Source organism: Seonamhaeicola marinus (genome assembly GCF_008085455.1).
In genome coordinates this window covers 479410-504485 of record NZ_VSDQ01000679.1, presented here as the reverse complement: position 1 = coordinate 504485, position 25076 = coordinate 479410, and the positions used below count along the sequence as shown (strand labels likewise).

At 33.7% G+C, this 25076-nt stretch carries 15 protein-coding genes; 14 read left to right on the top strand and 1 reads right to left on the bottom strand.

All coding sequences use genetic code 11. The annotated features are described in order from the left end of the window. The first annotated feature begins 10 nt into the window (after window positions 1-10). The 4 genes from FUA24_RS13350 to FUA24_RS13335 all read left to right on the top strand — a co-directional run bounded on the left by FUA24_RS13350 (window position 11) and on the right by FUA24_RS13335 (window position 4475). Window positions 11-703: a cyclase family protein gene (locus FUA24_RS13350; RefSeq protein ID WP_148543118.1), complete on the top strand. Its 693-nt coding sequence runs from the start codon at window positions 11-13 to the stop codon at window positions 701-703. A 6-nt stretch (window positions 704-709) separates the two neighbouring features. Continuing rightward, window positions 710-1351 (top strand): ribonuclease H1 domain-containing protein, encoded by a 642-nt coding sequence (locus tag FUA24_RS13345; protein WP_148543116.1) that lies wholly within the window; start codon window positions 710-712, stop codon window positions 1349-1351. Window positions 1352-1553: 202 nt separating this feature from the next. After that, a complete protein-coding gene (locus FUA24_RS13340; RefSeq protein ID WP_148543114.1) occupies window positions 1554-2480 on the top strand; it encodes a PfkB family carbohydrate kinase in 927 nt (308 codons plus the stop codon). A 96-nt stretch (window positions 2481-2576) separates the two neighbouring features. Beyond that, a complete protein-coding gene (locus tag FUA24_RS13335) occupies window positions 2577-4475 on the top strand; it encodes an amidophosphoribosyltransferase (RefSeq protein ID WP_148543112.1) in 1899 nt (632 codons plus the stop codon). A gap of 627 nt (window positions 4476-5102) precedes the next feature. Here the strand turns inward: FUA24_RS13335 and FUA24_RS13330 are convergent. Further along, window positions 5103-5711, bottom strand: coding sequence for a superoxide dismutase (locus tag FUA24_RS13330; RefSeq protein ID WP_148543110.1), 609 nt, complete (start codon window positions 5709-5711; stop codon window positions 5103-5105). A 124-nt stretch (window positions 5712-5835) separates the two neighbouring features. Here FUA24_RS13330 and FUA24_RS13325 point away from each other — a divergent pair, with 124 nt between their 5' ends. From FUA24_RS13325 to glpK, 10 genes are all read left to right on the top strand, one after another. Next, window positions 5836-8979 carry a UvrD-helicase domain-containing protein gene (locus FUA24_RS13325; protein WP_148543108.1) on the top strand — a complete coding sequence of 1048 codons (3144 nt, stop codon included), beginning with the start codon at window positions 5836-5838 and terminating at the stop codon, window positions 8977-8979. A 182-nt stretch (window positions 8980-9161) separates the two neighbouring features. Further along, a complete protein-coding gene (locus FUA24_RS13320) occupies window positions 9162-10550 on the top strand; it encodes an OmpA family protein (protein WP_148543106.1) in 1389 nt (462 codons plus the stop codon). A 69-nt stretch (window positions 10551-10619) separates the two neighbouring features. Beyond that, complete coding sequence (locus tag FUA24_RS13315) at window positions 10620-13382, top strand: PD-(D/E)XK nuclease family protein (protein WP_148543104.1); 2763 nt, start codon at window positions 10620-10622, stop codon at window positions 13380-13382. A 2-nt stretch (window positions 13383-13384) separates the two neighbouring features. Next, complete coding sequence (locus tag FUA24_RS13310) at window positions 13385-14224, top strand: alpha/beta hydrolase family protein (protein ID WP_148543102.1); 840 nt, start codon at window positions 13385-13387, stop codon at window positions 14222-14224. A 17-nt stretch (window positions 14225-14241) separates the two neighbouring features. Further along, window positions 14242-15258 carry a GntR family transcriptional regulator gene (locus tag FUA24_RS13305; protein WP_148543100.1) on the top strand — a complete coding sequence of 339 codons (1017 nt, stop codon included), beginning with the start codon at window positions 14242-14244 and terminating at the stop codon, window positions 15256-15258. 181 nt (window positions 15259-15439) lie between these two features. After that, on the top strand, window positions 15440-18454 hold the full coding sequence (locus FUA24_RS13300) for a SusC/RagA family TonB-linked outer membrane protein (RefSeq protein WP_148543099.1): 3015 nt from the start codon (window positions 15440-15442) through the stop codon (window positions 18452-18454). A gap of 10 nt (window positions 18455-18464) precedes the next feature. Beyond that, a complete protein-coding gene (locus FUA24_RS13295; protein WP_148543096.1) occupies window positions 18465-20024 on the top strand; it encodes a RagB/SusD family nutrient uptake outer membrane protein in 1560 nt (519 codons plus the stop codon). Between the two features lie 133 nt (window positions 20025-20157). Further along, window positions 20158-21918: a glycoside hydrolase family 36 protein gene (locus FUA24_RS13290; protein WP_246147050.1), complete on the top strand. Its 1761-nt coding sequence runs from the start codon at window positions 20158-20160 to the stop codon at window positions 21916-21918. A 6-nt stretch (window positions 21919-21924) separates the two neighbouring features. Then, window positions 21925-23580: a solute:sodium symporter family transporter gene (locus tag FUA24_RS13285; RefSeq protein WP_148543094.1), complete on the top strand. Its 1656-nt coding sequence runs from the start codon at window positions 21925-21927 to the stop codon at window positions 23578-23580. A 6-nt stretch (window positions 23581-23586) separates the two neighbouring features. Further along, complete coding sequence (gene glpK / locus FUA24_RS25865) at window positions 23587-25068, top strand: glycerol kinase GlpK (protein ID WP_246147049.1); 1482 nt, start codon at window positions 23587-23589, stop codon at window positions 25066-25068. The last annotated feature ends 8 nt before the right edge of the window (window positions 25069-25076 follow it).

Here is a 25076-nt window from a genome sequence, read left to right as displayed (position 1 = left end):
GAATTTTTTCATGGCAGAAATAATTGACTTAAGTCAAGAAATTTTTGAAGGCATGCCTGTTTTTAAAGATTTACCTCAAGTTAAAATGAGTGTTCATAATACACACGAAGCCTGGGAAGGAGATGTTAATGCAAGTACTAAAACACCTGCAGTACACAAGCTGGAACTTGGAGAGCACACTGGAACACATGTTGATGCTATAAATCATATGAAAAAAGATTATGTGGGGCAGTCTATCGATACAATGCCACTAAATATGTTTTATACAGAGGGCATCTGTTTAGATTTATCGCATAAAAATCTTAATGATTTAATTGAAATTGAAGACCTTAGGTCTGCATGCCATAAAGACAACCTTAGTATAAAGGCTCATGATACAGTTTTAATATATACCGATCACTACAGAAAGGCGTTTAATACCAAAAACTGGAGCCAAGGCCCTGGTTTATCTGCAGAAGGGGCACGTTGGTTGGGAAATAAAAACATTTCGGCCTTTGGAGTAGAAACCATGTCTCCTGGAGTTTCTGGTATATCTAATAAAGAAGTTCACTATATCTGTGGCGAATTAGGTTTTACACATTATGAAAATATGATAAACTTATACCAATTGATTGGAAAAGGACGTTTTCGTTTTATAGGTTTACCATTAAAGATAAGAGGAGGAACAGGATCACCTGTTAGAGCTGTTGCTATTTTTGAATAAATTATAATGTCAAAAAAGAAAAAGAAATACTATACTGTTTGGAAAGGCCATAAAACTGGTGTTTTTGAATCTTGGGATGATTGCAAAGCCATGATAAAGGACTTTCAAGGCGCACAATACAAATCATTCTCTACCTTTCAAGCTGCCAAAGAAGCCTTAAAGGGTAATTATAAAGACTATATTGGCAAATCTTCTAAGTTTAAAAGCGAACTTTCAGAAGACCAACTCAAAAAAATAGGACAACCTAACTATAAATCTATAGCTGTAGATGCTGCCGTTAGTGGTAACCCAGGTAAGATGGAATACCGCGGTGTAGACACCAAAACAAAAAAACAACTTTTCATTCAAGGACCTTTTGAAGAAGGCACCAATAACATAGGTGAATTTTTAGCTATTGTTCATGGGCTAGCGTTTTTAAAAAAACACAATAGTAATCTTATAATGTATACAGACTCTAGAACTGCTATTAGTTGGGTGAAAAAGAAAAAATGCAATACCAAACTAGAACGAACAGAAAAAAACAAACCACTTTTTGAATTAGTAGACAGAGCCGAAAACTGGTTAAAAACAAATACTTACACCACGGTTATTGTAAAATGGGAGACCAAAGCTTGGGGTGAAATTCCAGCAGATTTTGGAAGAAAATGAGTTACAAAAAAATTAGGGAATATGACACGAGTTCACACCCCCCAATTATAAAAAATTGATTAATAGCTGGAAGTAAGACACATCTTTTTCTATTTGGTCACATTTTTTTAATTTTTTTTTAAATCGAAATTTTCACCTCCATATTTATTACCCTTAAAGCATTTAAAAGACTTATATTTGCAAAAAATTATCACACCTATACATGGGCAAATTAGTTATAGTTGGCTCCATAGCTTTTGATGCTATTGAAACGCCATTTGGTAAGACCGATAAAATTTTAGGTGGCGCTGCTACCTTTATAGGATTAGCTGCCTCACATTTTAAAGTAGATTCAGCTGCAGTTTCCATAGTTGGAGGCGATTTCCCTCAAGAATATCTAGACCTTTTATCTGAGAGAAATATTGACCTTTCAGGTGTTGAAATCATAAAAGATGGCAAGACGTTTTTCTGGAGTGGTCGTTACCATAACGACATGAACTCTAGAGACACCTTGGTTACAGAACTTAACACTTTAGGTGACTTTAATCCTGTAATTCCAGAAAACTATAGAGACGCCAGTGTGGTAATGTTAGGAAATTTACATCCTATCGTCCAATCTAGCGTAATTGATCAGATGACTAAAAAACCAGATCTAATAGTTTTAGATACTATGAACTTCTGGATGGATTCTGCTTTAGAAGATTTACATAACGTCATTAAACGCGTAGATGTAATTACAATAAATGATGAGGAAGCTAGACAACTAACAGGAGAATACTCTTTAGTTGTTGCAGCCAGAAAGATTCATGAGATGGGACCTAAATATGTTGTTATTAAAAAAGGAGAACATGGTGCTTTATTGTTTCATAATGATAATGCTTTTTATGCTCCAGCATTGCCTCTAGAAGAAGTTTTTGATCCAACTGGTGCAGGAGATACTTTTGCAGGAGGATTTTCTGGTTATTTGGCAAAAACTGGAGATTTTTCTTTTGAAAACCTTAAGAAGGCTGTGATATATGGTTCAACCTTAGCATCTTTCTGTGTAGAGAAGTTTGGAACTGAGCGAATGATTACACTGACTGATGAAGAAGTACAAAAGCGATTAGCAAAGTTTAAACAGTTAACGCAATTTGAAATAGAATTAAATTAACCCTTCGCGCTCAATTTGAGCGCGTTTTTTAATTATAATTAATTTATTATTTACGTACGTCTAACTAAGACTGTTAGAGGCGAAAAAAAATTAAATATGAGTGATATCTTAAAACACGAATGTGGTATAGCCATGATAAGGCTTTTAAAACCATTAGAGTATTACAAAGAAAAATACGGAAGTGCATTTTACGGTGTAAATAAAATGTACTTAATGATGGAAAAACAACATAACCGCGGACAAGACGGTGCTGGATTTGCCAGTATTAAGCTTGATACTAAACCCGGTGAACGTTATATAAGCAGAATCAGATCTGTAAAATCCCAACCTATTCAAGATATATTTGCTCAGATTAATGAGAGAATTAATAATGAGTTTAAAGCGCATCCTGAATACCTTGAAGATGTAGCTGCTCAAAAAAAGAATATCCCATATATCGGTGAAGTTTTACTTGGTCATGTGCGTTATGGTACTTTCGGTAAAAACAGCGTAGAAAGTGTTCATCCTTTTTTAAGACAAAATAACTGGATGCATCGTAACTTAATAATGGCAGGGAACTTTAACATGACTAATGTTAAGGAACTATTTAATAACCTTATTGAATTAGGTCAGCATCCAAAAGAATATACAGATACCATTACGGTAATGGAAAAAATCGGTCATTTCTTAGACGATGCCGTAAGTAAAATATATAAGGATCTAAAAAGAGAAGGTTATAACAAACGTAATGCTTCTCCACAAATTGCGGAACGATTAAAGGTTTCTAAAATTTTAAAACGTGCTGCCAAAAACTGGGATGGTGGTTATGCTATGGCTGGTTTAATTGGTCATGGAGATGCTTTTGTATTAAGAGATCCAGCTGGAATAAGACCAGCATATTATTACCAAGACGATGAAGTAGTTGTGGTAGCATCAGAAAGACCAGTTATTCAAACTGTTTTTGATGTAAAATTTGAAGATGTTAAGGAATTAGAACCTGGACAAGCCATAATTACTAAGAAATCAGGAGAGGTAAGATTTAAGCAAATTCTAGAACCTTTAGAAAGAAAAGCTTGTTCTTTTGAACGTATTTATTTTTCTAGAGGAAGTGATGCGGAGATTTATCAAGAAAGAAAAATGTTAGGTAAGTTGTTAATGCCAAAAGTTATGGAAGCCATTAACAATGACACTAAAAACACAGTCTTCTCGTTTATTCCAAATACTGCCGAAACATCTTTTTTCGGATTAGTTGAAACTGCCGAAAATGAGCTTAACAAAGCAAAAATCAAAACGATTTTAAACGGACAACGCAGTATCTCTGCCGAAGAGGTTACAGATATGCTTTCTGAAAAAATTAGAGTTGAAAAGATTGCAATTAAAGACGCTAAACTAAGAACCTTTATTACCGAAGATAGTAGTAGAGATGATTTAGTAGCCCATGTTTACGATGTTACCTATGGTGTTGTAAAACCTGAAGACAACTTGGTAATCATTGATGACAGTATTGTAAGAGGTACTACTTTGAAGAAAAGTATCTTAAAAATGCTAGATAGACTAGGCCCAAAGAAAATTATTGTGGTGTCTTCTGCTCCTCAAATTCGCTACCCCGATTGCTATGGTATAGATATGGCCAATTTAGAAAGTCTAGTTGCTTTTCAGGCAGCATTGGAGCTACTAAAGGACAATAACCAATATCATATTGTTGAAGAAGTTTACAAAAAATGTAAGGCCCAAGAAGATTTAGCAGATAGAGACGTTAAAAACTTTGTAAAAGAAATATATAACTCATTTACAGACGAACAAATCTCCGATAAAATAGCAGAATTATTAAGTGATGACAGTATAAAGGCAGAAGTAAAAATAATCTTCCAGCCTGTTGAGAATTTACATAAATCTTGTCCTAAGAATCTGGGAGACTGGTACTTCACTGGAAATTATCCAACTGTTGGAGGAAACAGAGTAGTGAATAGGGCTTTCATTAATTTTTACGAAGGAAATAATGAACGTGCATACTAATTGTGGATTTAACAAATAAATTACGGGTAAACCGTAGATCCTGCATTTCACCCAATAAATAAACCATTCATCTAATAAATAATTTCATTTTCTAAAATAGATATACCTTGGTACCACCATAACATAAGTAGGTTAAGTTCATGGTAGATTTGGGGCAAAAAAAGGTGAACGCTTGTTCGCCTTTTTTTATGCAATAAATTTAGGAAATAGCTTACTATTCTGTCAAAAAAATACTTTTTTATCCTTTAAGCCCCATTTTTAAGCCTTAACCCTATTAAGCCAATTTATAAGTATTTCAGCCAAAATATTTTACCCTTCTTTTTAACAACTTTACATTTGAATAACCATAACATAAGTAGGTTAAGTTTATGGTAGATTTGGGGCAAAAAGGTGAACTTCTTCGTTCACCTTTTTCATTTTAAAAAAGTTTCTTTTCCTTCCTTGTATTTACATAACTTTTTGAGGCTTGTACATAACAGAAATTTAAAACAACACCTTTCCCAAATGCATCTTATTAATACGCATTAACTACTCGCGTGTTGCATTGAGTGTTAAAGTTAGGCACTAAAAAAATCGCCTGAGAAATTAATCTCAGACGATTTCTATTTATAACACTTAAAAACTTCTTTACTTAGCCTCTGCGTAACGTCTTTCCACTTCATTCCAGTTAATAACATTAAAGAATGCATTAATGTAATCAGGACGTCTGTTTTGATAGTTTAAATAATAAGCATGTTCCCATACATCTAACCCTAAAATTGGAGTACCTCCACAACCAACTTCTGGCATTAAAGGATTATCTTGGTTTGCTGTTGAGCAAATTTCCAATTTACCACCTTTATGAACACATAACCAAGCCCAACCAGACCCAAAACGTGTTGCTGCAGCACTACTAAATGCTTCTATAAATGCATCTTTTGAACCAAACTCTGCCTCAATTGCATCTTTTAATTCTCCTGATAAATAACCTCTATCTTCTGGGTTCATAACAGTCCAGAATAAAGAGTGATTATAAAAACCACCACCATTATTTCTTACTGCCCCATTACTCATATCTAAATTAGTTAAGATATCTTCAATAGATTTTCCTTCTAAATCCGTTCCTTCAATAGCTCCATTTAATTTAGTAGTATATCCGTTATGATGTTTTGTGTGATGTATTTCCATTGTGCGTGCATCCATATGTGGTTCTAACGCATCGTAAGCATACCCTAATTCTGGTAATTCAAAAGCCATAATTTCTTGTTTTATGTATTAGTTATTAATTTCTATCCAAATTTACATATAAAAGGGTTCAATTAAAAATAATAAATTGTTATGAAACCATTGATTGTTTTTATCTTGTAACAAATTACTTTTAATGCATCAAAACCCCTCTTTTACCATTTATAACGCTTCCGCTGGTAGCGGAAAAACATTTACACTAGTAAAAGAGTATTTAAAGATTTTATTAGGAGCTAATCATCCAGAAAAATTTAAGCATATTCTCGCCATTACTTTTACTAATAAAGCCGTGGCCGAAATGAAAGAACGCATTGTCGATATGCTTAAGGCTTTTTCTGAAACAGCTATTCTTACGAACCCAAATAGCATGTTTACTGCTATTTGCGAAGAACTAAAATTAGAACCTGCTACCATTCATAACAAATCTAAAAAAGTATTGAATAGTATTTTATTCAATTATGCTGCATTTGACATTTCAACTATTGATGGTTTTACACATAAACTTATTAGAACTTTTGCTCATGATTTAAAACTACCTTTAAATTTTGAAGTTGAACTAGATCAAGATAGTCTTTTAAATGAGGCTGTAGATAGTTTAATTTACAAAGCAGGCACAAACGATGCATTAACTAAAATACTCGTTGAGTTTGCACTTGAAAAAGTAGACGAAGATAAAAGTTGGGATGTGTCTTTTGATTTTAACAAGATTGCGAAACTCCTTATTAGTGAAAACGACATACCCTATATAGAGGCATTAAAACACAAAACTTTTGAGGATTTTAACAAACTTAAAAAACATATAAGAGAGGAGATCTCTAGTAGTGAAAATGTCATTGTAGAAAATGCTAAAGCTGTACTTAAACTAATTGATGACTCCGGATTAGAACATAAAGATTTCTCCAGAAGTACACTGCCAAAGCATTTTGAAAAAGCAGCTCAGTTAAAATTAGACGGTCTCTACAACAATAAGCTCGAAGAAAATATTACAGAACGAAAGGGCATTTACCCTAAAAGCTTAAACCCAAATTTAGCAGACACAATTGATACTATTCTACCTGAAATAGAACTAGTATTTAAAACCATAAAAGCCAGAGTCTATCATTATAAGTTTTTAAAAGTCTTTTACAAAAACATTACACCTCTATCGGTTTTAAATGCCATTAACAATGAATTACAACTATTAAAAAATGAGCAGAACAAAATGCTCATTTCAGAATTTAACACACTTATTAGCAATAAAATTAAAGGGCAACCTACTCCGTTTATCTACGAACGTTTAGGAGAAAAATTCAAACATTATTTTATAGATGAGTTTCAAGACACTTCGGTAAAACAATGGGAAAACCTAATTCCTTTATTAGGTAATTCACTATCTTCAGAAAACGGAACAGCTATGTTGGTAGGTGATGCAAAACAGGCTATTTATCGCTGGCGTGGAGGAAAAGCAGAACAATTTATTGGTTTATTCAATGAAGATAATCCATTCTTTATTGAAAAAAAGATTGAAAACTTACCAACCAATTATCGAAGCTTTAAAGAAATTGTAACTTTTAATAATAACTTTTTTAATTTTCTTTCTAAAGAAGCTTTTACCAACAAAGATTATCAGGAACTTTACCAGTTGGGACAGCAAAATACTTTTTTAGAAGACTCCGGTTATGTAGAACTTTCTTTTTTAGATTTTAAAGATCCTAGTGAAAGAGATTCAGAATTCTGTGAAGCCACACTTAAAAAAATTAACACCTGTTTAGAAAAGGGTTATGCCTTAAAAGACATATGCGTCTTAGTAAGAAAGAAAAAAGAAGGAGTTGCTATAGCCAATTTTTTAAGTGATCACAATATACCTATTGTTTCATCAGAAACCTTATTAATACATAATTCTTTGGAGGTAACTTTTGTTGTTGACCTGCTTTCGCTTTTAATTCAACCAAAAAATTATGAAATAAAGATTTCTGTATTAAATTATTTAACCCACCTTTTCAATATTGAAGAAAAGCATAGCTTTTTCCAAAGTCACTTGGAGCTACCAATACATGAGCTATTTGAAAGTTTTGAAAATTATAACGTATTTATTAAGTCAGATGTATTGCAGCTTCCTCTATACGATTTGACCGAGACTATAATCAGAAACTTTGGTTTAGTAAAAACATCTAACGCTTACATTCAATTTTTTTTAGATGTAGTATTAGAATTTTCACAAAACAAAGGTTCTAATGTTCCCAACTTTTTAGAGTATTACGAAAAGAAGAAAGATGCTTTAAGCATCATATCCCCTAAAGGACAAAATGCTGTTCAAATTATGACAATTCATAAGTCTAAAGGGTTAGAATTTCCTGTGGTCATTTTTCCTTATGCCGATTTAGATATTTATAAAGAGTTAGAACCCAAAGAGTGGTTTAACCTAAATAAAGAAACCTACTTTGGGTTTTCGCACACCTTATTAAATTACAATAAAGATTTTGAAAACTTTGGAGAAGAAGGTCTTAGAATTTTTAATAAGCACCAATCTGAATTAGAATTAGACAATATCAATCTCTTGTATGTAGCCCTAACAAGAGCTTCAGAACAACTTTTTATTATTTCTAAAAAGGATATTTCTACTAAAGGTGTAGTAAATTCAAAAAGATATTCAGGACTATTTATTAATTATCTTCAGCATAAAAACCTTTGGAATGACAACCAATTAGTTTACGATTTCGGAATTTCTGAAAAAACGTCAACAAGCTTAATGATTAGGGACACCATGTTGTTTCAAAATGAGTTCATTTCAACCTCAAAAGAAAGTCATAACATAAAAGTTATTACAAAATCTGGACTTTTATGGAATACCCAGCAGCAAGAAGCCATTGAAAAAGGAAATCTTATGCATAATCTTATGGCACAAATAAAAACTAAAAATGATGTAGACTTTGCCTTAAGCAATTTTTTAAATGCAGCTATAATTGATTTAGAACAATCACATAAACTAAAACAAATTATACTAAAATTAATGGAGCATGCATCTCTTTCTACCTTCTTTAATTCGGAAGACACAATTTATGCGGAAAAAGACATTATTACTAAGGATGGGCACATCTTAAGACCAGATAGGATAAACATTAATCATAAAAATGAAGCAACCATAATAGATTATAAAACTGGTAAAGAAGACAAATCCCACATTCAGCAATTACAGACCTATAGTGATATACTTACAAACATGGGGTTTACGGTTAAAAACCAAATACTTATTTATTTTAATAATGATGTTATAATAAAACACATAAAAAAAGGTTTTTAATGTGACCCAATTTGACATAATGGGTCTACAATAACTATAAGACAAAATATATTATCTAAAATTAGTCTGAACTATCGATAAACGGTGCTTTTGTACGTTTTTTTTATATATTTGTCTTTGTTAATAACATTTAACAACTTACTTTTGTTTACAATTAACACTTAAAAATTAAACTTTTGAATATGAAAAATCTTAGCAGATTATTGTTAGCATTTGTCTTAGTTCTTGGTTACAACTATGCAGATGCACAAGACAAAAACAACCCTTGGCAAATTACCATTGGTGTAAATGCGGTTGACGCTTTCCCTACGGGTCAAGGTGAATTATTTACCGGTTCTGGTGAATCATCTGAATCTATCTTTAGCAAATTCGCTGATACTGATAACTATAGTATTTTACCATCGTTATCTACAATAGCTGTTTCTAAATATTTAGGAGACGGTTTCTCTTTTGGAGCAACTGGTTCTTTAAATAAAATTGACAGCTGGGGTGAAGTTCCTGGAACTTCTGACGGTGCTTCAGTTGACGATTTATCTTACTACGGTATTGACGGTACTATTAAGTACAACTTCTTACAAGGTACAGCTATCGATCCTTTCTTAGGTGTTGGTGGTGGTTACACTTGGGTTGACGAAATTGGTGCTGGTACTTTAAACGGAACTGCTGGTTTAAATATTTGGTTTAACGAAAATATTGGTTTTACTCTTCAAACTTCTTATAAGCATGCTTTTGAAGATTACTTAGATACTCACTTCCAACACTCTGCTGGTCTTTCTATTAAATTTGGTGGAACTGATACTGACGGTGATGGTATATATGACAAAGATGATGCTTGTCCAGAAGTTGCTGGTTTAGAAGCTTTCAATGGTTGTCCTGATACTGATGGTGATGGTATCCAAGACAGTAAAGACGATTGTCCTAACGAAGCTGGTTTAGCTGAGTTAAACGGTTGTCCTGATGCTGACGGTGATGGTATTGCTGATAACAAAGATAAATGTCCTTCTGTTGCTGGTTTAAAAGCTTTAGGTGGATGTCCAGATGCTGATGGTGACGGTGTTACTGATGGTGACGATAAATGTCCTAACACTGCTGGTCCAGCTGCTAACAACGGATGCCCATGGCCAGATACTGATGGTGACGGTGTATTAGATAAAGACGATAAATGTCCTAAAGTAAAAGGAACTGTTGCTAACGCAGGATGTCCTGAAGTTACTGAAGAAGTTCAAAAAACTTTAAATGAGTACGCTAAAACGATCTTATTCGATACTGGTAAATCTTCAATCAAAACTGAGTCTGAAGCAGTATTAGCTGATATCGTAAAAATTATCAATGAGTACCCAACAGCTAAATTTACTGTTGAAGGTCACACTGATAGTGTAGGTAGCAAGAAATTAAACCAAACGCTTTCTGAATCTAGAGCAGCTTCAGTTAAAGATTATTTAACTTCTCACGGTGTTGATAGATTTAGATTATCATCTAAAGGATACGGTGAAGATAGCCCTATAGCTACTAACAAAACTAGAGCTGGTAGAGCTCAAAACAGAAGAGTTGAAATTAACTTAGTAAAGTAAGAAGTTAATTCTCTAAATAACTTTTAAAAAACGCTTCGGGATTCCCGAGGCGTTTTTTATTTTTATACAATGACTACTTTCATTTTTGATGTTTTAGAAGATTTACATTCTAAAAGCATAGACCTATCACATCTTACTTTTATTCTTCCCAGTAAACGTGCTGGAATATTTTTAAAACATCAGATTCCTCAGGTAACGCAACAAACTGCTTTTGCTCCAGATATTATAAGTATTGAAGAGTTTGTAGAAGAGCTCTCGGGCCTAAAAAGTACCAGTAACACAGAACTCCTTTTTGAGTTCTATGACACGTACACAAAACTTACCCCTGTATCGGAAGCTGATACTTTTGAATCCTTTTCTAAATGGGCGCAAATACTTTTACAAGATTTTAATGAGATAGATAGATACTTAATTCCTCAAGAAAAAATCTTTAGCTATTTAAAAGCTATTAAAGAAATTGAAAGTGATCACTGGTCTTTAGAAAAAAATCAAACGGAGTTTATTAAAAACTATTTGGCTTTTTGGAATAAGCTACATGTTTATTACACACATTTTAGCAAATCTCTAATCTCAAAAAACATTGGCTATCAAGGTTTAATATATAGAGAAGCCGTTGAAAATTTAGAGTCTTACATCCAAAATAACGCCTCCAAACAACATATATTTTTAGGTTTTAATGCCTTAAATACTGCCGAAGAAACCATAATCCAAGAGCTCTTACAAAATGACCAAGCAAAAATCTATTGGGACATTGATGCCGCTTTTATTGCTAATCCAAAGCATGATGCAGCTCTTTTTACCAGACAGCATAAAAAAAACTGGTTGTTTTTTGAAAAAAATCCCTTTAACTGGATTACTAAGAATTATACAAAAGATAAAAACATTCAGGTTTTTGGAATACCCAAAAATATTGGACAAGCAAAACACATAGGTACACTCTTAAAAAAAATCATAAAAGAAAAAAGCTCCCTTTCTAATACCGCAGTTGTTTTAGGAGATGAAAACCTTTTGATCCCCACTCTAAATGCCTTACCGGAAAATATTAATGCTCTTAATATTACAATGGGGTTTCCGTTAAAATCCATTCCGCTAGCATCATTATTTGAGAAACTATTTTATGTACATAAAAGCAGCTCTAAAACATTTTATTATAAAGATGTAATTCAAGTGTTGTCTCATCAGTTTATTAAACCACTATTCCAAAAAGACTCAAAGAACTACGCCTCTAGTACCATAGAAACCATTGAAATTAATAACCTTACTCACGTTTCTATAGAAAAACTAAAAACACTATCAGAAGGATTTTCAGATTATATAGACCTCTTATTTAATTGGAATATCTCAACAGAAAGTATACTTAAAAAATGCTCAGAGCTCATATTCATAATTAAAGCCTATTTAGACCAAGATAAAGACACCAATCTTCTATCATTAGAATATCTTTTCCGTTTCAACGAATTGTTTAATGAACTTACAAGGTTAAATTCAGCATATAACCATATTAAAGATGTTTCTGCCTTATTTAGTATTTATAAAGAATTACTTGCATCTGAAACCTTAGACTTTCAAGGAGAACCCCTTCAAGGCTTGCAAATAATGGGAATGCTTGAATCTAGGGTGCTAGATTTTGAAACTGTAATTATTAGTGGCGTAAATGAAGGCATACTTCCATCAGGAAAAAGTAATAATTCTTTTATTCCGTTTGATGTTAAAATTGAAAACAAACTCCCCACCTACAAAGAGAAAGATGCGGTTTACACCTATCACTTTTATAGACTTTTACAACGTGCTAAAAACGTCTTCATACTATATAATACCGAAGCAGATGTATTAACTGGAGGAGAAAAAAGTAGATTTATAACACAAATAGAATTAGAAGGCATTCATGATATTAAACACCAAATAATTGCGCCGCAAGTACCAGCAATTAATAGAGAACTAATAGTTGTAGAGAAAGATAATGATATCTTTGAAAAGCTTAAAAACGTTGCAAATAAAGGGTTCTCTCCTTCTTCACTTACAAATTATATAAGAAACCCTATAAATTTTTACTATCAAAAAGTACTTAAAATTAAAGAATTTGATGATGTTGAAGAAACAGTTGCTTTTAATACCCTAGGTACAGTAGTTCATAATACCCTTGAAGATTTTTACAAACCATTAGTAGGTTCCTTTTTAAGCATTGAGACCATAAAAGAATTAAAAAAAGATGTTGGAAAAACTGTATCCTATCATTTCTCTAAAACTTATAAAGAAGGGGATATTCAAAAAGGCAAAAACCTCATCATATTTGAAATAGCAAAACGTTATGTTTCCAATTTTTTGGATTTAGAAATTGAAAGTTTAAAGGAAGGCAATCAAATTAAAATTATAGCAATTGAAGCCAGTAATAAGGTAGAAATAAATATTCCCGAATTAGACTTTTCAGTAAAACTAACCGGAATGGTAGATCGTGTTGATGAAGTTAATGGCATAACCCGAATTGTAGATTACAAAACAGGTAAGGTAGACCAATCTGATGTTGAAATTGTAGATTGGGAAGCTATAACATCAGATTACAAAAAGTATAGCAAAAGCTTCCAAATACTTACATATGCCCTTATGATGCAAAAATCTGAAGCTCTTAAATTTCCTATTGAAGCCGGCATAATTTCATTTAAAAATTTAGGCAAAGGCTTTTTAAAGTTTTCCAAAAAAGATAAAGAAGGAGCCTGGGCCAAAAAAGATACCCTAATAACCGAAGAAACTTTAAGTAATTTCAAGGAACAGTTACACCAATTAATTGTTGAAATTTGCAATCCTAAGATTCCGTTTACCGAAAAAGAGCTATAAAAATGAAAAAACAAGATTTTGTAATTAATGGCAAACACAATAAACCCATTGTTATTGATGTAACTTATTTAGAGACAAATACAAATCAGCCCGTCATAATTTTTTGTCACGGCTACAAAGGTTTTAAAGATTGGGGTGCATGGAATCTTATGGCAGAGGCTTTTGCCCAGGCTGGTTTTTTCTTTGTAAAATTCAATTTCTCTCATAACGGTGGCACAGTAGAACAACCTATTGATTTTCCGGATTTAGAAGCATTTGGAAATAACAACTACACAAAAGAGCTAGATGATTTACAATCAGTTCTAAACTGGTGTATAAAAAATGAAACCATAACAACTTATGGAGACGTAAATAATATCTCTTTACTTGGCCATAGTCGTGGTGGAGGTATTGTAACGGTAACAGCATTTGAAGACAATAGAGTACAACAAGTCATAAGTCTTGCAGGTATTTCAGACTTCATAAAAAGATCGGTTACAAATACAGATTTAGAAGACTGGAAAAAAACGGGTGTAAAATATGTTGTAAACGGACGCACAAAACAACAAATGCCACACTTCTATCAATTTTATTTAGATACTATAAAAAACAAAGAACGCTTAAATATTAAAAAGGCTGTTTCTAATTTAAAAATACCTTACCTCATTATTCATGGTAATAAGGACACCAGTATATTCATGGATGAAGCTGAGAACTTGAATAAATGGAGTACAAATAGTTCATTTGCCATTATCAATGACGCAGACCACGTCTTTAATGCACGTCATCCTTGGGAGAAAAACCACCTTCCCAAAGAGCTAGGGGAAGCTATTGAAAAAATAATCCTATTTTTGAGAAAATAACTTCACTCTCTTCTAATATGTCTGTAGTTTTTGAAAATGTTGAAAAACTCAAAGGTGTTAAACCTTTAACCAAACACGAACAATTGGTTAAAGCCATATTAGATGCCATTGAATCAAAAGACTTAAGTAAAGGAGACCGATTACCATCTATAAACAAAATGGTAGCCGAAGTTGGATTTGCACGAAAGACAATCGTAAAAGCCTATGAAGATTTAAAAGGCAAAGGTATTGTAGAATCTAAAAACAATAAGGGTTATTATATTGCAGACATAAACACAAAAACTAAGCTTAGAGTTGCTCTTGTTCTCTATGCGCTTCATACGTTTCAAGAAGATTTTTATAATGCATTTAGAGAAGAATTAGGCAAAGACTACATTATTAATGTATTCTTTCATCATAATAATACAGATACTTTTAAAAATATATTTACCCGTATAACTGGCCGATATGGTATGTACGTAGTAGCGCCTATTCAAACCCCAGAAATAAAACCTATTTTAGAACAGTTTCCAGAAGACAAACTTCTAATAGTAGATAGACATATTAATCTAGATACAAGTTATTCTTTTATAGCACAAGAGTTTGAGAATTCAACCTATAATCAGTTACTTAAGCTTTTAGAAGACATAAAAAAATACGAAGAATTTGTTCTATTTTATAGAGGTGATACAGATTATCCCGAAGGCATTTTTAACGCCTTTAAACGATTTGTTAAGGAACACAATATAAAATCCAGTATAAAAAAACAATATACTAAAGGCAGTATTTCTAAAAACAAATTATACTTCTTTATTAGTGACAGTTTTCTTTGGGAACTTCTAAAAGATAGTAAAACAAAAAACTATGCTATTGGTAAAGATTTTGGAGTTTTAGCACATAACGATAATGTTATAAAAGAGATAATATTTGGAGGCATCACCACAATTTCTACAGATTTTAAAAAAATGGCTTTGGAATCCGCAAATTTTGTAAAAACTCGCGAAAACACCAATAAAATAATGCCTTCTGAGCTCATACGAAGGAATTCATTATAAACACTTTTTACTTAATTTATAGGTTAAATCTGTAAATTTTCGTATCTTTTTTTAAGATTTTTACAGAATTTAAGATTTTTTTATATACTTTTGTAAAGTAGCATACTGTAGCACAGTATTTTTTTTAGCCAAAAACTAAAGTAGCACACAGTAGCACAAAAACTAAATTAAATAAGAACTTATGGAAGTAAACAGACTAAAATTAACTCTAGGCATGCTCCTTCTCCTTTTTGGAATGAGTAGTTATGCCCAAACCAAAACGGTATCAGGAACCGTTACTGATGGCGAATTTCCATTGCCCGGTGTAAACATTATAGTAAAGGGCACCACCAATGGAACAACATCAGACTTTGATGGAAACTTTAGCTTAAACGATTTAGGTGCCTCAGACATCATCGTTTTTAGCTACGTTGGTTATAAAACTCAGGAAATTACAGTTGGAGACCAAACAACCTTAAATGTAGTTCTAGTAGAGGACGCTGCCTCTTTAGACGAAGTAGTTATTGTTGGTTATGGTACCTCTAACAAAAGAGAATTAACAGGATCAGTAGGAGTAGTTAAAGGAGAAGCTCTTGCAACCACTGTTGCTGGTAATCCAACCTCAGCCTTACAAGGTAAGCTTACTGGTATTCAAGTAGAAAATCCCGGAGGTAAACCTGGTGCCCCTGGTAACGTTTTTATTCGTGGTGTGAATTCATTAAGTAACGCAGCTCCTCTTTACATTGTAGACGGATTATTTGTTGACGATATGCGTTACGTTAACCCTTCTGATGTTGAAAATATTTCAGTTTTAAAAGACGCTGCTGCAGCGGCCATTTATGGTTCTCGTGCAGCTAACGGGGTGGTATTAATAAAAACTAAGCACGGTAGAAAAGCTCAGGATTTAGAAATTAACTTAAACACTAGAATAGGTTTTGACACACCTAGTAAAAAGTTAGACTTTATAAACGGTGAGCAGTATGCAAGTTACCTTAATCAAAGATTTGCTAATGACGGCAGCTCCACATCAGTTGCATGGAATGGTGTTGATACGGATTGGCAAGACGAAAATCTTCAAAGTGGTATCATAGAGGAATATGGTGTATCTCTATCTGCTGGTGGAGAGAAATCTACTTATTTCGCTTCGCTAAACTACTTTAACCAAGATGGTATTCTTGTTGGTTCTGGTTTTAAAAGATTAAATGCTAGATTTAACAGTACGCACGAATTTGGTAAATTCAAATTATCTCAGTCTCTAGGTTTAGCTGAAGGCAAATTACAGGATAACAACTGGTACGGATTCGATGGAACTACAGCGCCAACAGTAGCACTTAGAAATGCAGCTAATGAAGGTGGATTTGAAGCACCATCTGAAGATATTCATGGTCCTGGAGGTGTAAACCAATATGCACTTGCAACTCTAGAAGACAACCTAGAAACTACAAGAACATTATTTGCAAGTTTAAAACTAGATTATAATATCACAGAAGAGTTAACAGCATCGGTAAATTTAGGTGTTGATTACACAACTCAAAAGAATTTTCAATTTACTCCAACTTACTTTATGAGTTTGGTAGACCCTGTTAGAAATGTTAACGATCTAAATGATTTAACAGATTTTAGAAGAGAGGATGTTAACTTACTTTTTGAACCTACGCTGTCGTATAAGAAAACGTTTAATGATATTCATAAAGTTTCTGCAGTTGTTGGTTATACGCGTTTCCAAGAATCACAAAATAGTAGTGGTATTTATGGTCAAGGCACACCAGCAAACAGTATTCGCGTTGTTGCTGCCTTACCATCAAGTGATCAAAATATTCTTTTAGGTGAAGATAATGAAGCTGGGTTAATCTCTTATTTTGGTAGGCTTAACTACAACTACAATGACAAATACATCTTCTCGGGAACAATAAGAAGAGATGCCTCTTCAAGATTTGCTAAAGATAATCAAGAAGGTTACTTTCCTTCTGTTTCTGCAGCTTGGAATATTAGCAATGAAGATTTCTGGAAATCGGAAACTATTAACTTCTTTAAGTTAAGAGTATCTTATGGTGAGTTAGGTTCTTACCCAGATGTATTCTATCCAACTCAGGCTGTTTTCTTAGCCAATCAATCAAACACAAGTTTCGGTGGTGCACCTGCAAACGGTTTAGCACAAACAACTTTGGCTGATGAGAGTTTGGTATGGGAAACTACCAAAACCTTCGACATTGGTGTAGATATGTCTTTCTTAAATAGTGCAGTTACATTCTCCGCAGATTACTATGCTAAAGATGTTGAAGATGCTCTGGTACCTATTAGTATTCCATCTACAGCAGGTGTAAGTTTACCTGTAACAAGAAATGCTGGTACCTTAGTAAATAATGGATTTGAATTCGATTTAAGTTATAAAAAATCTGAAGGTGATTTCACTTATAGAGTTGGAACAAACTTCTCATTCAATCTTAAAAACGAAGCAAAAGATATCCCTGCCACAATTTTAGGACCTGGTATTGACGAAGATTTACGTGTAGTTAACAGAACAGAAGCAAATGGACCTGTAGGTGCATTTTACGGTTGGGTTGTAGAAGATAAAGTAGACCCGGCAACTGGAGATTTTATTAGAGTTGACACTAATAATGACGGTTCTATTACCGCAGAAGATCAAACCATAATTGGTAACCCTACTCCAGACTTTACCTATGGTTTAAACTTTAACGCTAACTACAAGAATTTTGACTTTGCGCTTAATTTTAATGGTGTTTCGGGTAATGAAGTTTACAACTTAAGTAGATACTATAATATCTTATGGCAAGATGGTGGTAAATTAACAGAAGTTCTTAATTCTTGGACACCATCTAATACAGATACAAATATCCCTAGAGCTACAGTTAACGACCCAGCAGGAAATAAAGCACCATCATCTTTCTTCGTAGAAAATGGTTCTTATTTCAGACTTAAAAACTTTGAGGTTGGATATAATTTTGGCGAAGGTTTCTTTGGAATAGAATGGGTTAAAAAAGCAAGACTTTCTATTAACGCGCAAAACCTATTTGTAATCACAGATTACTCGGGTTACGACCCTGATGTAGCATCTACTAACAGTGGTAGAGCAAACTTAAACTCTGGAGTTCCTGGTTTAAGAACAAATGTAAATCCTTTATTAGGTAGAGGATTAGATCAAAGAGCATATCCAAATGCTAGAACTTTTATGCTAGGGTTTAACGTAACTTTTTAAAAAATTGAATATGAAAAATACAATCAAAATAAAATCTTTAGTACTCGCTGCTTTTATTGTATTTGCTTGTTCAGATGATATTTTAGATCAACAAAATAACAATGCAACATCAACAGCAAACTTTGGTACTTCGGTAGAGCAGGTTAAGTCTGCAATAAACGGCGCTTTTCACCCCGTTACAGGAACATTTTTCTGGGGAAGAATAGTACATACTGGTGCATTACTGCGTTCAGATGAATTTAACGTATTTCCATTTGGTTCAAACACAGCAATGTCTACCTTTTTAGGAAACCCTGGAGACAGATGGGCTACAGAACCATGGCAGGAACTTTACAAATCTATTGCCAGATGTAATAACATAATAACTAATGTTACAGAAGAAGGGATTCCAGATACCAATACAAGAGAAAGTTTAGTAGGTCAGGCTTACTTTTTAAGAGCATTTGACTATTGGTACCTAGTTAATTTATATGGCAATGTGCCTTTAATTACTGGACTTCCAGACTTAGACAACTTATTGGTTCAGCAGGCAAACGCAGATGCTGTTTGGGCGCAAATTATAGCCGATTTAGAAATGGCCGAAAATATGTTGCCAGATAGTTGGAGTGGTGAAGACTTGGGAAGACCAACATCTGGAGCCGCCACAGCCTTAAAAGGTAAAAGCTACCTTTACATGAAACAGTACAGTAATGCTATTACGGCATTAAATAGTTTAGTTGGTAGATATAGTTTATTACCAGCAGCTCAATACGGAGAAAACTTCTCTACAACCAATGAGAATAATAGCGAATCTGTTTTTGAATTACAGTTTTTAGGTCAAGAGTCTTTTGTTTGGGGTACAGATATTCCAGGATCAGGGACTATGGGTAATTTCCATATTGATTATGCACCTCCAACAAAATCTCCAGATAAAAGTCATGTTGTAAACCCTTGGTTAAAAGACCTTTTTGAAGCTAATGGAGATGTTATAAGAAGAAATGAAACTTTAGCATACGACTATGTAGGAGCAACAGGTTACGGAGGAATAGATTTTAGTACTGATATGGCTGGTGATATTGACGTAGCAAATGATGCAGGAGTAGAGCCTATTTTCTCTAAAAAATACTCCGGAATGGACTTAGGTACAAGAGCAGAAGTAGATTTCTTGGGTACTAATGTAGGTAACAACTGGAGAGTAATTAGATATTCAGATGTATTATTAATGTTGGCAGAAGCTCTAAATGAAGATAATAGAACTTCAGAAGCTATTCAATTTATTGACATGGTTAGAGACAGAGCGGCATTAAGCTTAATTGCAAATACAAACCCTTCAATATCTCAAGCAGATATGCGTCAAGCTATTATTGAAGAGCGTGCTATGGAATTAGCCGGTGAAGGGCATAGATTTTTTGATTTAGTAAGATGGGATTTAGCAGATGACTATATGGGAGCAACTTCTTTACATGGAGATCATCCTAAATCTTTAAGTGGTGGCGTTTATCAGGCTGGAAAACATGAATTGGTATGGATTCCTAATTCTGAAATTGATGCTAACCCTAACCTAAATCAAAATCCTGGGTATAATCAATAGCGGATTTTCACAAATATTTTGAGGTTTAGTTTATAGTTGGTGAAAAAGAAGTCGGGTTAATATTCATTTTACACCTGGCTTCTTCTTCGAGATTTCGCGCAACTATATGTGTAATGAATATATAGAACAAACAATGATAAAAGGTACTTTCATGGGTTTAGAAAAGGAGATTTTAGTTAACGGAAAAAGTGACAACCCATTGGTGGAGATACATCAGATATTTCATGAAAATGAAGTCTCGGTTTATGATGTTAAAATAAACAATGAGAAGGGTGCTTCCCCAATCACATTATCTTGGAAAATTCCAGCTCATAACATTATGGGTGTTTGGAAACCTACCACAGATTTTGCTAAAAGAATTCAGGCAGATTGGGAATTAGATCATATGGAATCACGTATTTCTATTGATGCTCCGGTTATTGGATTATTTGGACATAACGATACCAATATACACACCTTTGCATGTTCTGATGTCATAAACAAACTAGACCTTAATGCAAGAATAAGAGAAGAAGATGATTGTTTCTACTGTCACCTAACCTTGTGTCAAGAAAACCAAGGACAAAATGGAGCTTACAATATTCAAATTAGAATAGATGAAGAAGACAAGCATTTTTCTAAAGCACTAATGGCAACTTCTAAATGGTGGGAATCATTTCAAAATCTAAAACCTGCACCTGTTCCAGAAATTGCATTAGAGCCTTTGTATTCTACATGGTATAATTTTCATCAAGTTTTAGATGAAGATGTTTTAATTGAAGAGTGCAAAACAGCCTATAAACTTGGATACAGATCCATTATAATAGATGATGGTTGGCAAACGAATGATGCCAACCGCGGTTACGATTTCACAGGCGATTGGAAACCCGAAAGAATCACAAAAACAAAAGCTTTTGTTGAAAGGGTACATAGTACAGGGATGAAAATTGGGTTTTGGTATTCTGTACCATTCTGCGGAAATAAATCTGAAGCCTATAAACGCTTTAAAGGGAAGTTTTTAACCGAAGACCATCGTTGGGCACCTGTATTTGACCCTCGGTATCCAGAGGTTAGATCCTACCTAATTGACATTTACAAAAATGCCTTATTAGATTGGAATCTTGATGGTTTTAAACTAGACTTCATTGATGATTTTAAACTATACAAAGACACACCAAGTAAGAATGACAACATGGATTTTCATTCGGTTAATGAAGCCGTAGATAGATTGCTAACCGATGTTATGGAAACCCTAAGAGCAATAAAGCCAGATATCTTTATTGAATTTAGACAAAAATACACAGGACCTGCAATGCGTAAATATGGTAATATGTTCAGGGCATTTGATTGTCCGGGAGATGCCACTATGAACCGTATTAGAATAGCAGATATTAACATGTTAGCTGGCAACACAGCGGTTCACTCAGATATGATAACATGGCACAATGAAGAAAAATTAGAAGTAGCGGCATTACAAATGGTGAATACCTTATTTGGTGTTCCTCAGGTTTCTGTAAAACTTAATGAGATTCCAAAAGATCATTTAGAAATGCTTAAGTTTTATACAAACTACTGGGTAGCCAATAAATCACTTATTACAACTGGAGATTTTACACCTTTTAAGCCATTAGCTAATTACCCTCTTCAGCATGTTAAAAACAACAACAAGCTAATCATCGGATTGCATGATGATTATGTGGTTAATTTAGATGTTTCTTACAAAAATATTGATATCTTAAATGCTAAATTATCTACGGAAACTATTCTAAAAGTTGGTGCAGATCTAGGTAACTACAACTACAGCATTTTTAATTGCAAAGGAGAACTTGTAGATAACGGTTCTGTAGAATTCAAAATTGGGCTTGTAGAGTTTAATATTCCTGCTTGTGGCCTTATTCAGTTAAACAAGAAATAAAAAAATATGAGTACGCTTTCAATTATATCATTTTTCGGATTTACCATTTTGGTAGCTTTTATAGCATGGTATGCCACAAGAAAAACAGACGAGCGTACTGCCGATGGGTATTACCTAGGAGGAAGAAGTTTAGGCGCTATTACCATTGCTGGTTCTTTACTACTTACTAACCTTTCTGCCGAACAAATTGTAGGTTTAAATGGGCAGTCTTTTGCACAGGGAATTCTGGTAATGGCTTGGGAAACTTTGGCCGCTATTTCAATGATTGCAACAGCTATCTATTTATTACCAAAATACATGAGATCTGGAATAACAACTATACCAGAGTTTATTCAAGAACGTTTTGATGCGCAAACAAAATCGATACTTTCAATATTATTTCTTGTTGCCTTTGGTATTGTATTGCTACCTACTATTTTGTATTCTGGTTCCTTAGCATTTAGCACCATGTTCGATTTACCAGAATTGTTTGGTGTATCGCAATCTACCGTAATATGGATTTGCGTATGGTCAATTGGTATTATTGGTTCTATTTATGCCATTTTTGGAGGATTAAAAGCAGTAGCAGTTTCAGATTTAGTAAATGCCATCGGACTATTAATTGGAGGACTACTAATTCCTGTTTTTGGCCTAATGTTAATTGGAGATGGAAGTGTAAGTGACGGTTTAAATGAGTTGTGGAACGACAATCCTGAAAAGTTTAATGCTAAAGGAGAGATTGACTCCTTTATTCCCTTCGGAACAATTTTTACAGGTATGATGATTGCTCAAATGTATTATTGGGGAACAAATCAGTCTATTTTACAAAGGGTGTTCGGCGCTAAAAGTCTGGCCGATGGTCAAAAAGGAATGATTCTGGCTGGATTTGTAAAATTCCTAATTCCTATTATTGTTGTGCTACCTGGTGTTATAGCTTGGCACCTTTTTGAAGGTAATTTAGAAAATGCAGACCAAGCATACCCTGCATTAGTTAGAAAGGTATTACCAGGAGCTTTTTTAGGTTTCTTTGCAGCAGTACTTTTTGGAGCCGTACTAAGCTCTTTCAATAGTTTACTAAACAGTAGTTCTACCCTATTTGGAGTAGATCTTTATAGACAATATTTCAGCAAGGAAGCCTCAGAACTAAAAACCGTAAAAGCTGGAAAAATATTTGGTCTATTTTTGGCTATAATCTCAATGACTATTTCGCCTTTTATTGCCAATGCACCAGATGGATTATTTTCATACATACAAGAATCTTTAGGAAGTTTAAGCGTTCCTATTTTAGCTGTTGTAACAGTTGGAATCATAACAAAAAAAGTGCCTGCATTAGCTGCAAAAATTGTACTCACTGTTGGTGTTTTATTGTATTTAATAAGCCAGTTTGTTTTAGCGCCTTATTTTGTTGAAGGTGCACTAGCTGAAGCGGCTGCAAATGGAATTACTAATGCCAAGGAATTAGGGATTATTAAAGCAAAAGCTTATCCTCATTTTTTACACATTATGGGCATTCTATTTGTTCTTAACGTAGGTTTTATGTTGCTAATGGGCAACTTGTATCCAAGTAAAAAAGTATACGCACCAAAAATTACAGAACAAATTGATATTACCCCTTGGAAATATGCCAAAATAGTTGGACTTCTAATCACAATTCTGGTATTAAGTACCTACTTAATTTTTTAATAAATTATGGAAAAGAAGTATGTTATAGCGTTCGATCAAGGTACAACCAGTACAAGATCTATAATATTTGACCTTCAAGGCAAAGTTGTAGCTATTTCGCAAAAAGAACTTAAGCAATACTATCCGCAATCTGGTTGGGTAGAACACAATCCTGAAGAAATTTACAACGATCAATTAGACACATTTTACAACGTGCTTTTGGAATCTGGAATTACTCCGGAAGAAGTTGCAGGTGTTGGTATTACTAACCAAAGAGAAACTACCGTTGTTTGGCATAAAGAAACAGGGAAACCTATTCATAATGCTATTGTTTGGTTAGATAAAAGAACTTCAGAAATTTGTAAAGACTTAAAAGAAAAAGGACTTGCAAGCTATGTAAAGAAAAATACAGGATTAGTTATAGATTCCTATTTCTCGGGTACTAAGTTAAAATGGATTTTAGATAATGTTGAAGGTGCTCGAGAATTAGCGAATCAAAACAAATTATGCTTTGGAACCATTGATAGCTGGTTGGTCTATAAGTTTACAAATGGAGAAAAACATGTTACAGATCATACCAATGCATCAAGAACACTAATATACAATATCAAGTCTCTTGAATGGGATAATACCATGCTTAAAGCATTAGATATCCCAAAGTCTATGTTGCCTAAAGTACAAAGCTCTTCTTCAGATTTTGGATCTATACAATACAATAATGTTAGCATTCCAATTTACGGTGTTGCGGGAGATCAGCAGGCCTCATTATTTGGTCAAGGAGGATTTGAGCCTGGGGTTGCAAAAAACACATACGGTACAGGTTGTTTTATTCTGCTTAATACTGGAAGAAAACGTGTAAAATCTAAAAAAGGTTTACTAACCACCTTAATCTGTAGCGTTGAAAATGAGCCGGTAAACTATGCCTTAGAAGGCAGTGTGTTTGCTGGAGGTGCTTCTATTCAGTGGTTAAGAGATAAAATGAAACTGATTGAAAAAGCTTCAGAAACAGAGCATATTTGCCAAAGCATACCTCCGTTAAAAAACGTATATGTGGTACCTGCTTTTGCTGGATTAGGCGCTCCTCATTGGGACGGAAAAGCAAGAGGTAGTGTATACGGAATGACGCTTGATACTGGACGTGAAGAACTCATTAAAGCAACAGTAAATGCACTAGCATACCAAACAAAAGATGTTATGAATGCCATGGAAAAGGATAGTGGTAAAAACATATTCACCTTAAAAGTAGATGGTGGTGCAAGTGCAAACAACTATTTAATGCAATTTCAATCGGATCTTCTAAATATTGAAGTAGACAGACCAAAAATGATTGAAGTCACTGCTTTTGGAGCCGCTTTATTGGCAGGAATAAAGGCTGGGGTATGGTCGCAATATGATATAAATGATATTCGGAAAGTAGACACCATCTTTTTTCCAAAAATGGATGAGGATGCGAGGAAAAAGAATTACAAAGGCTGGAAAAAAGCTATAAAAAGAACAAAAAGAAATTAAGATGATAC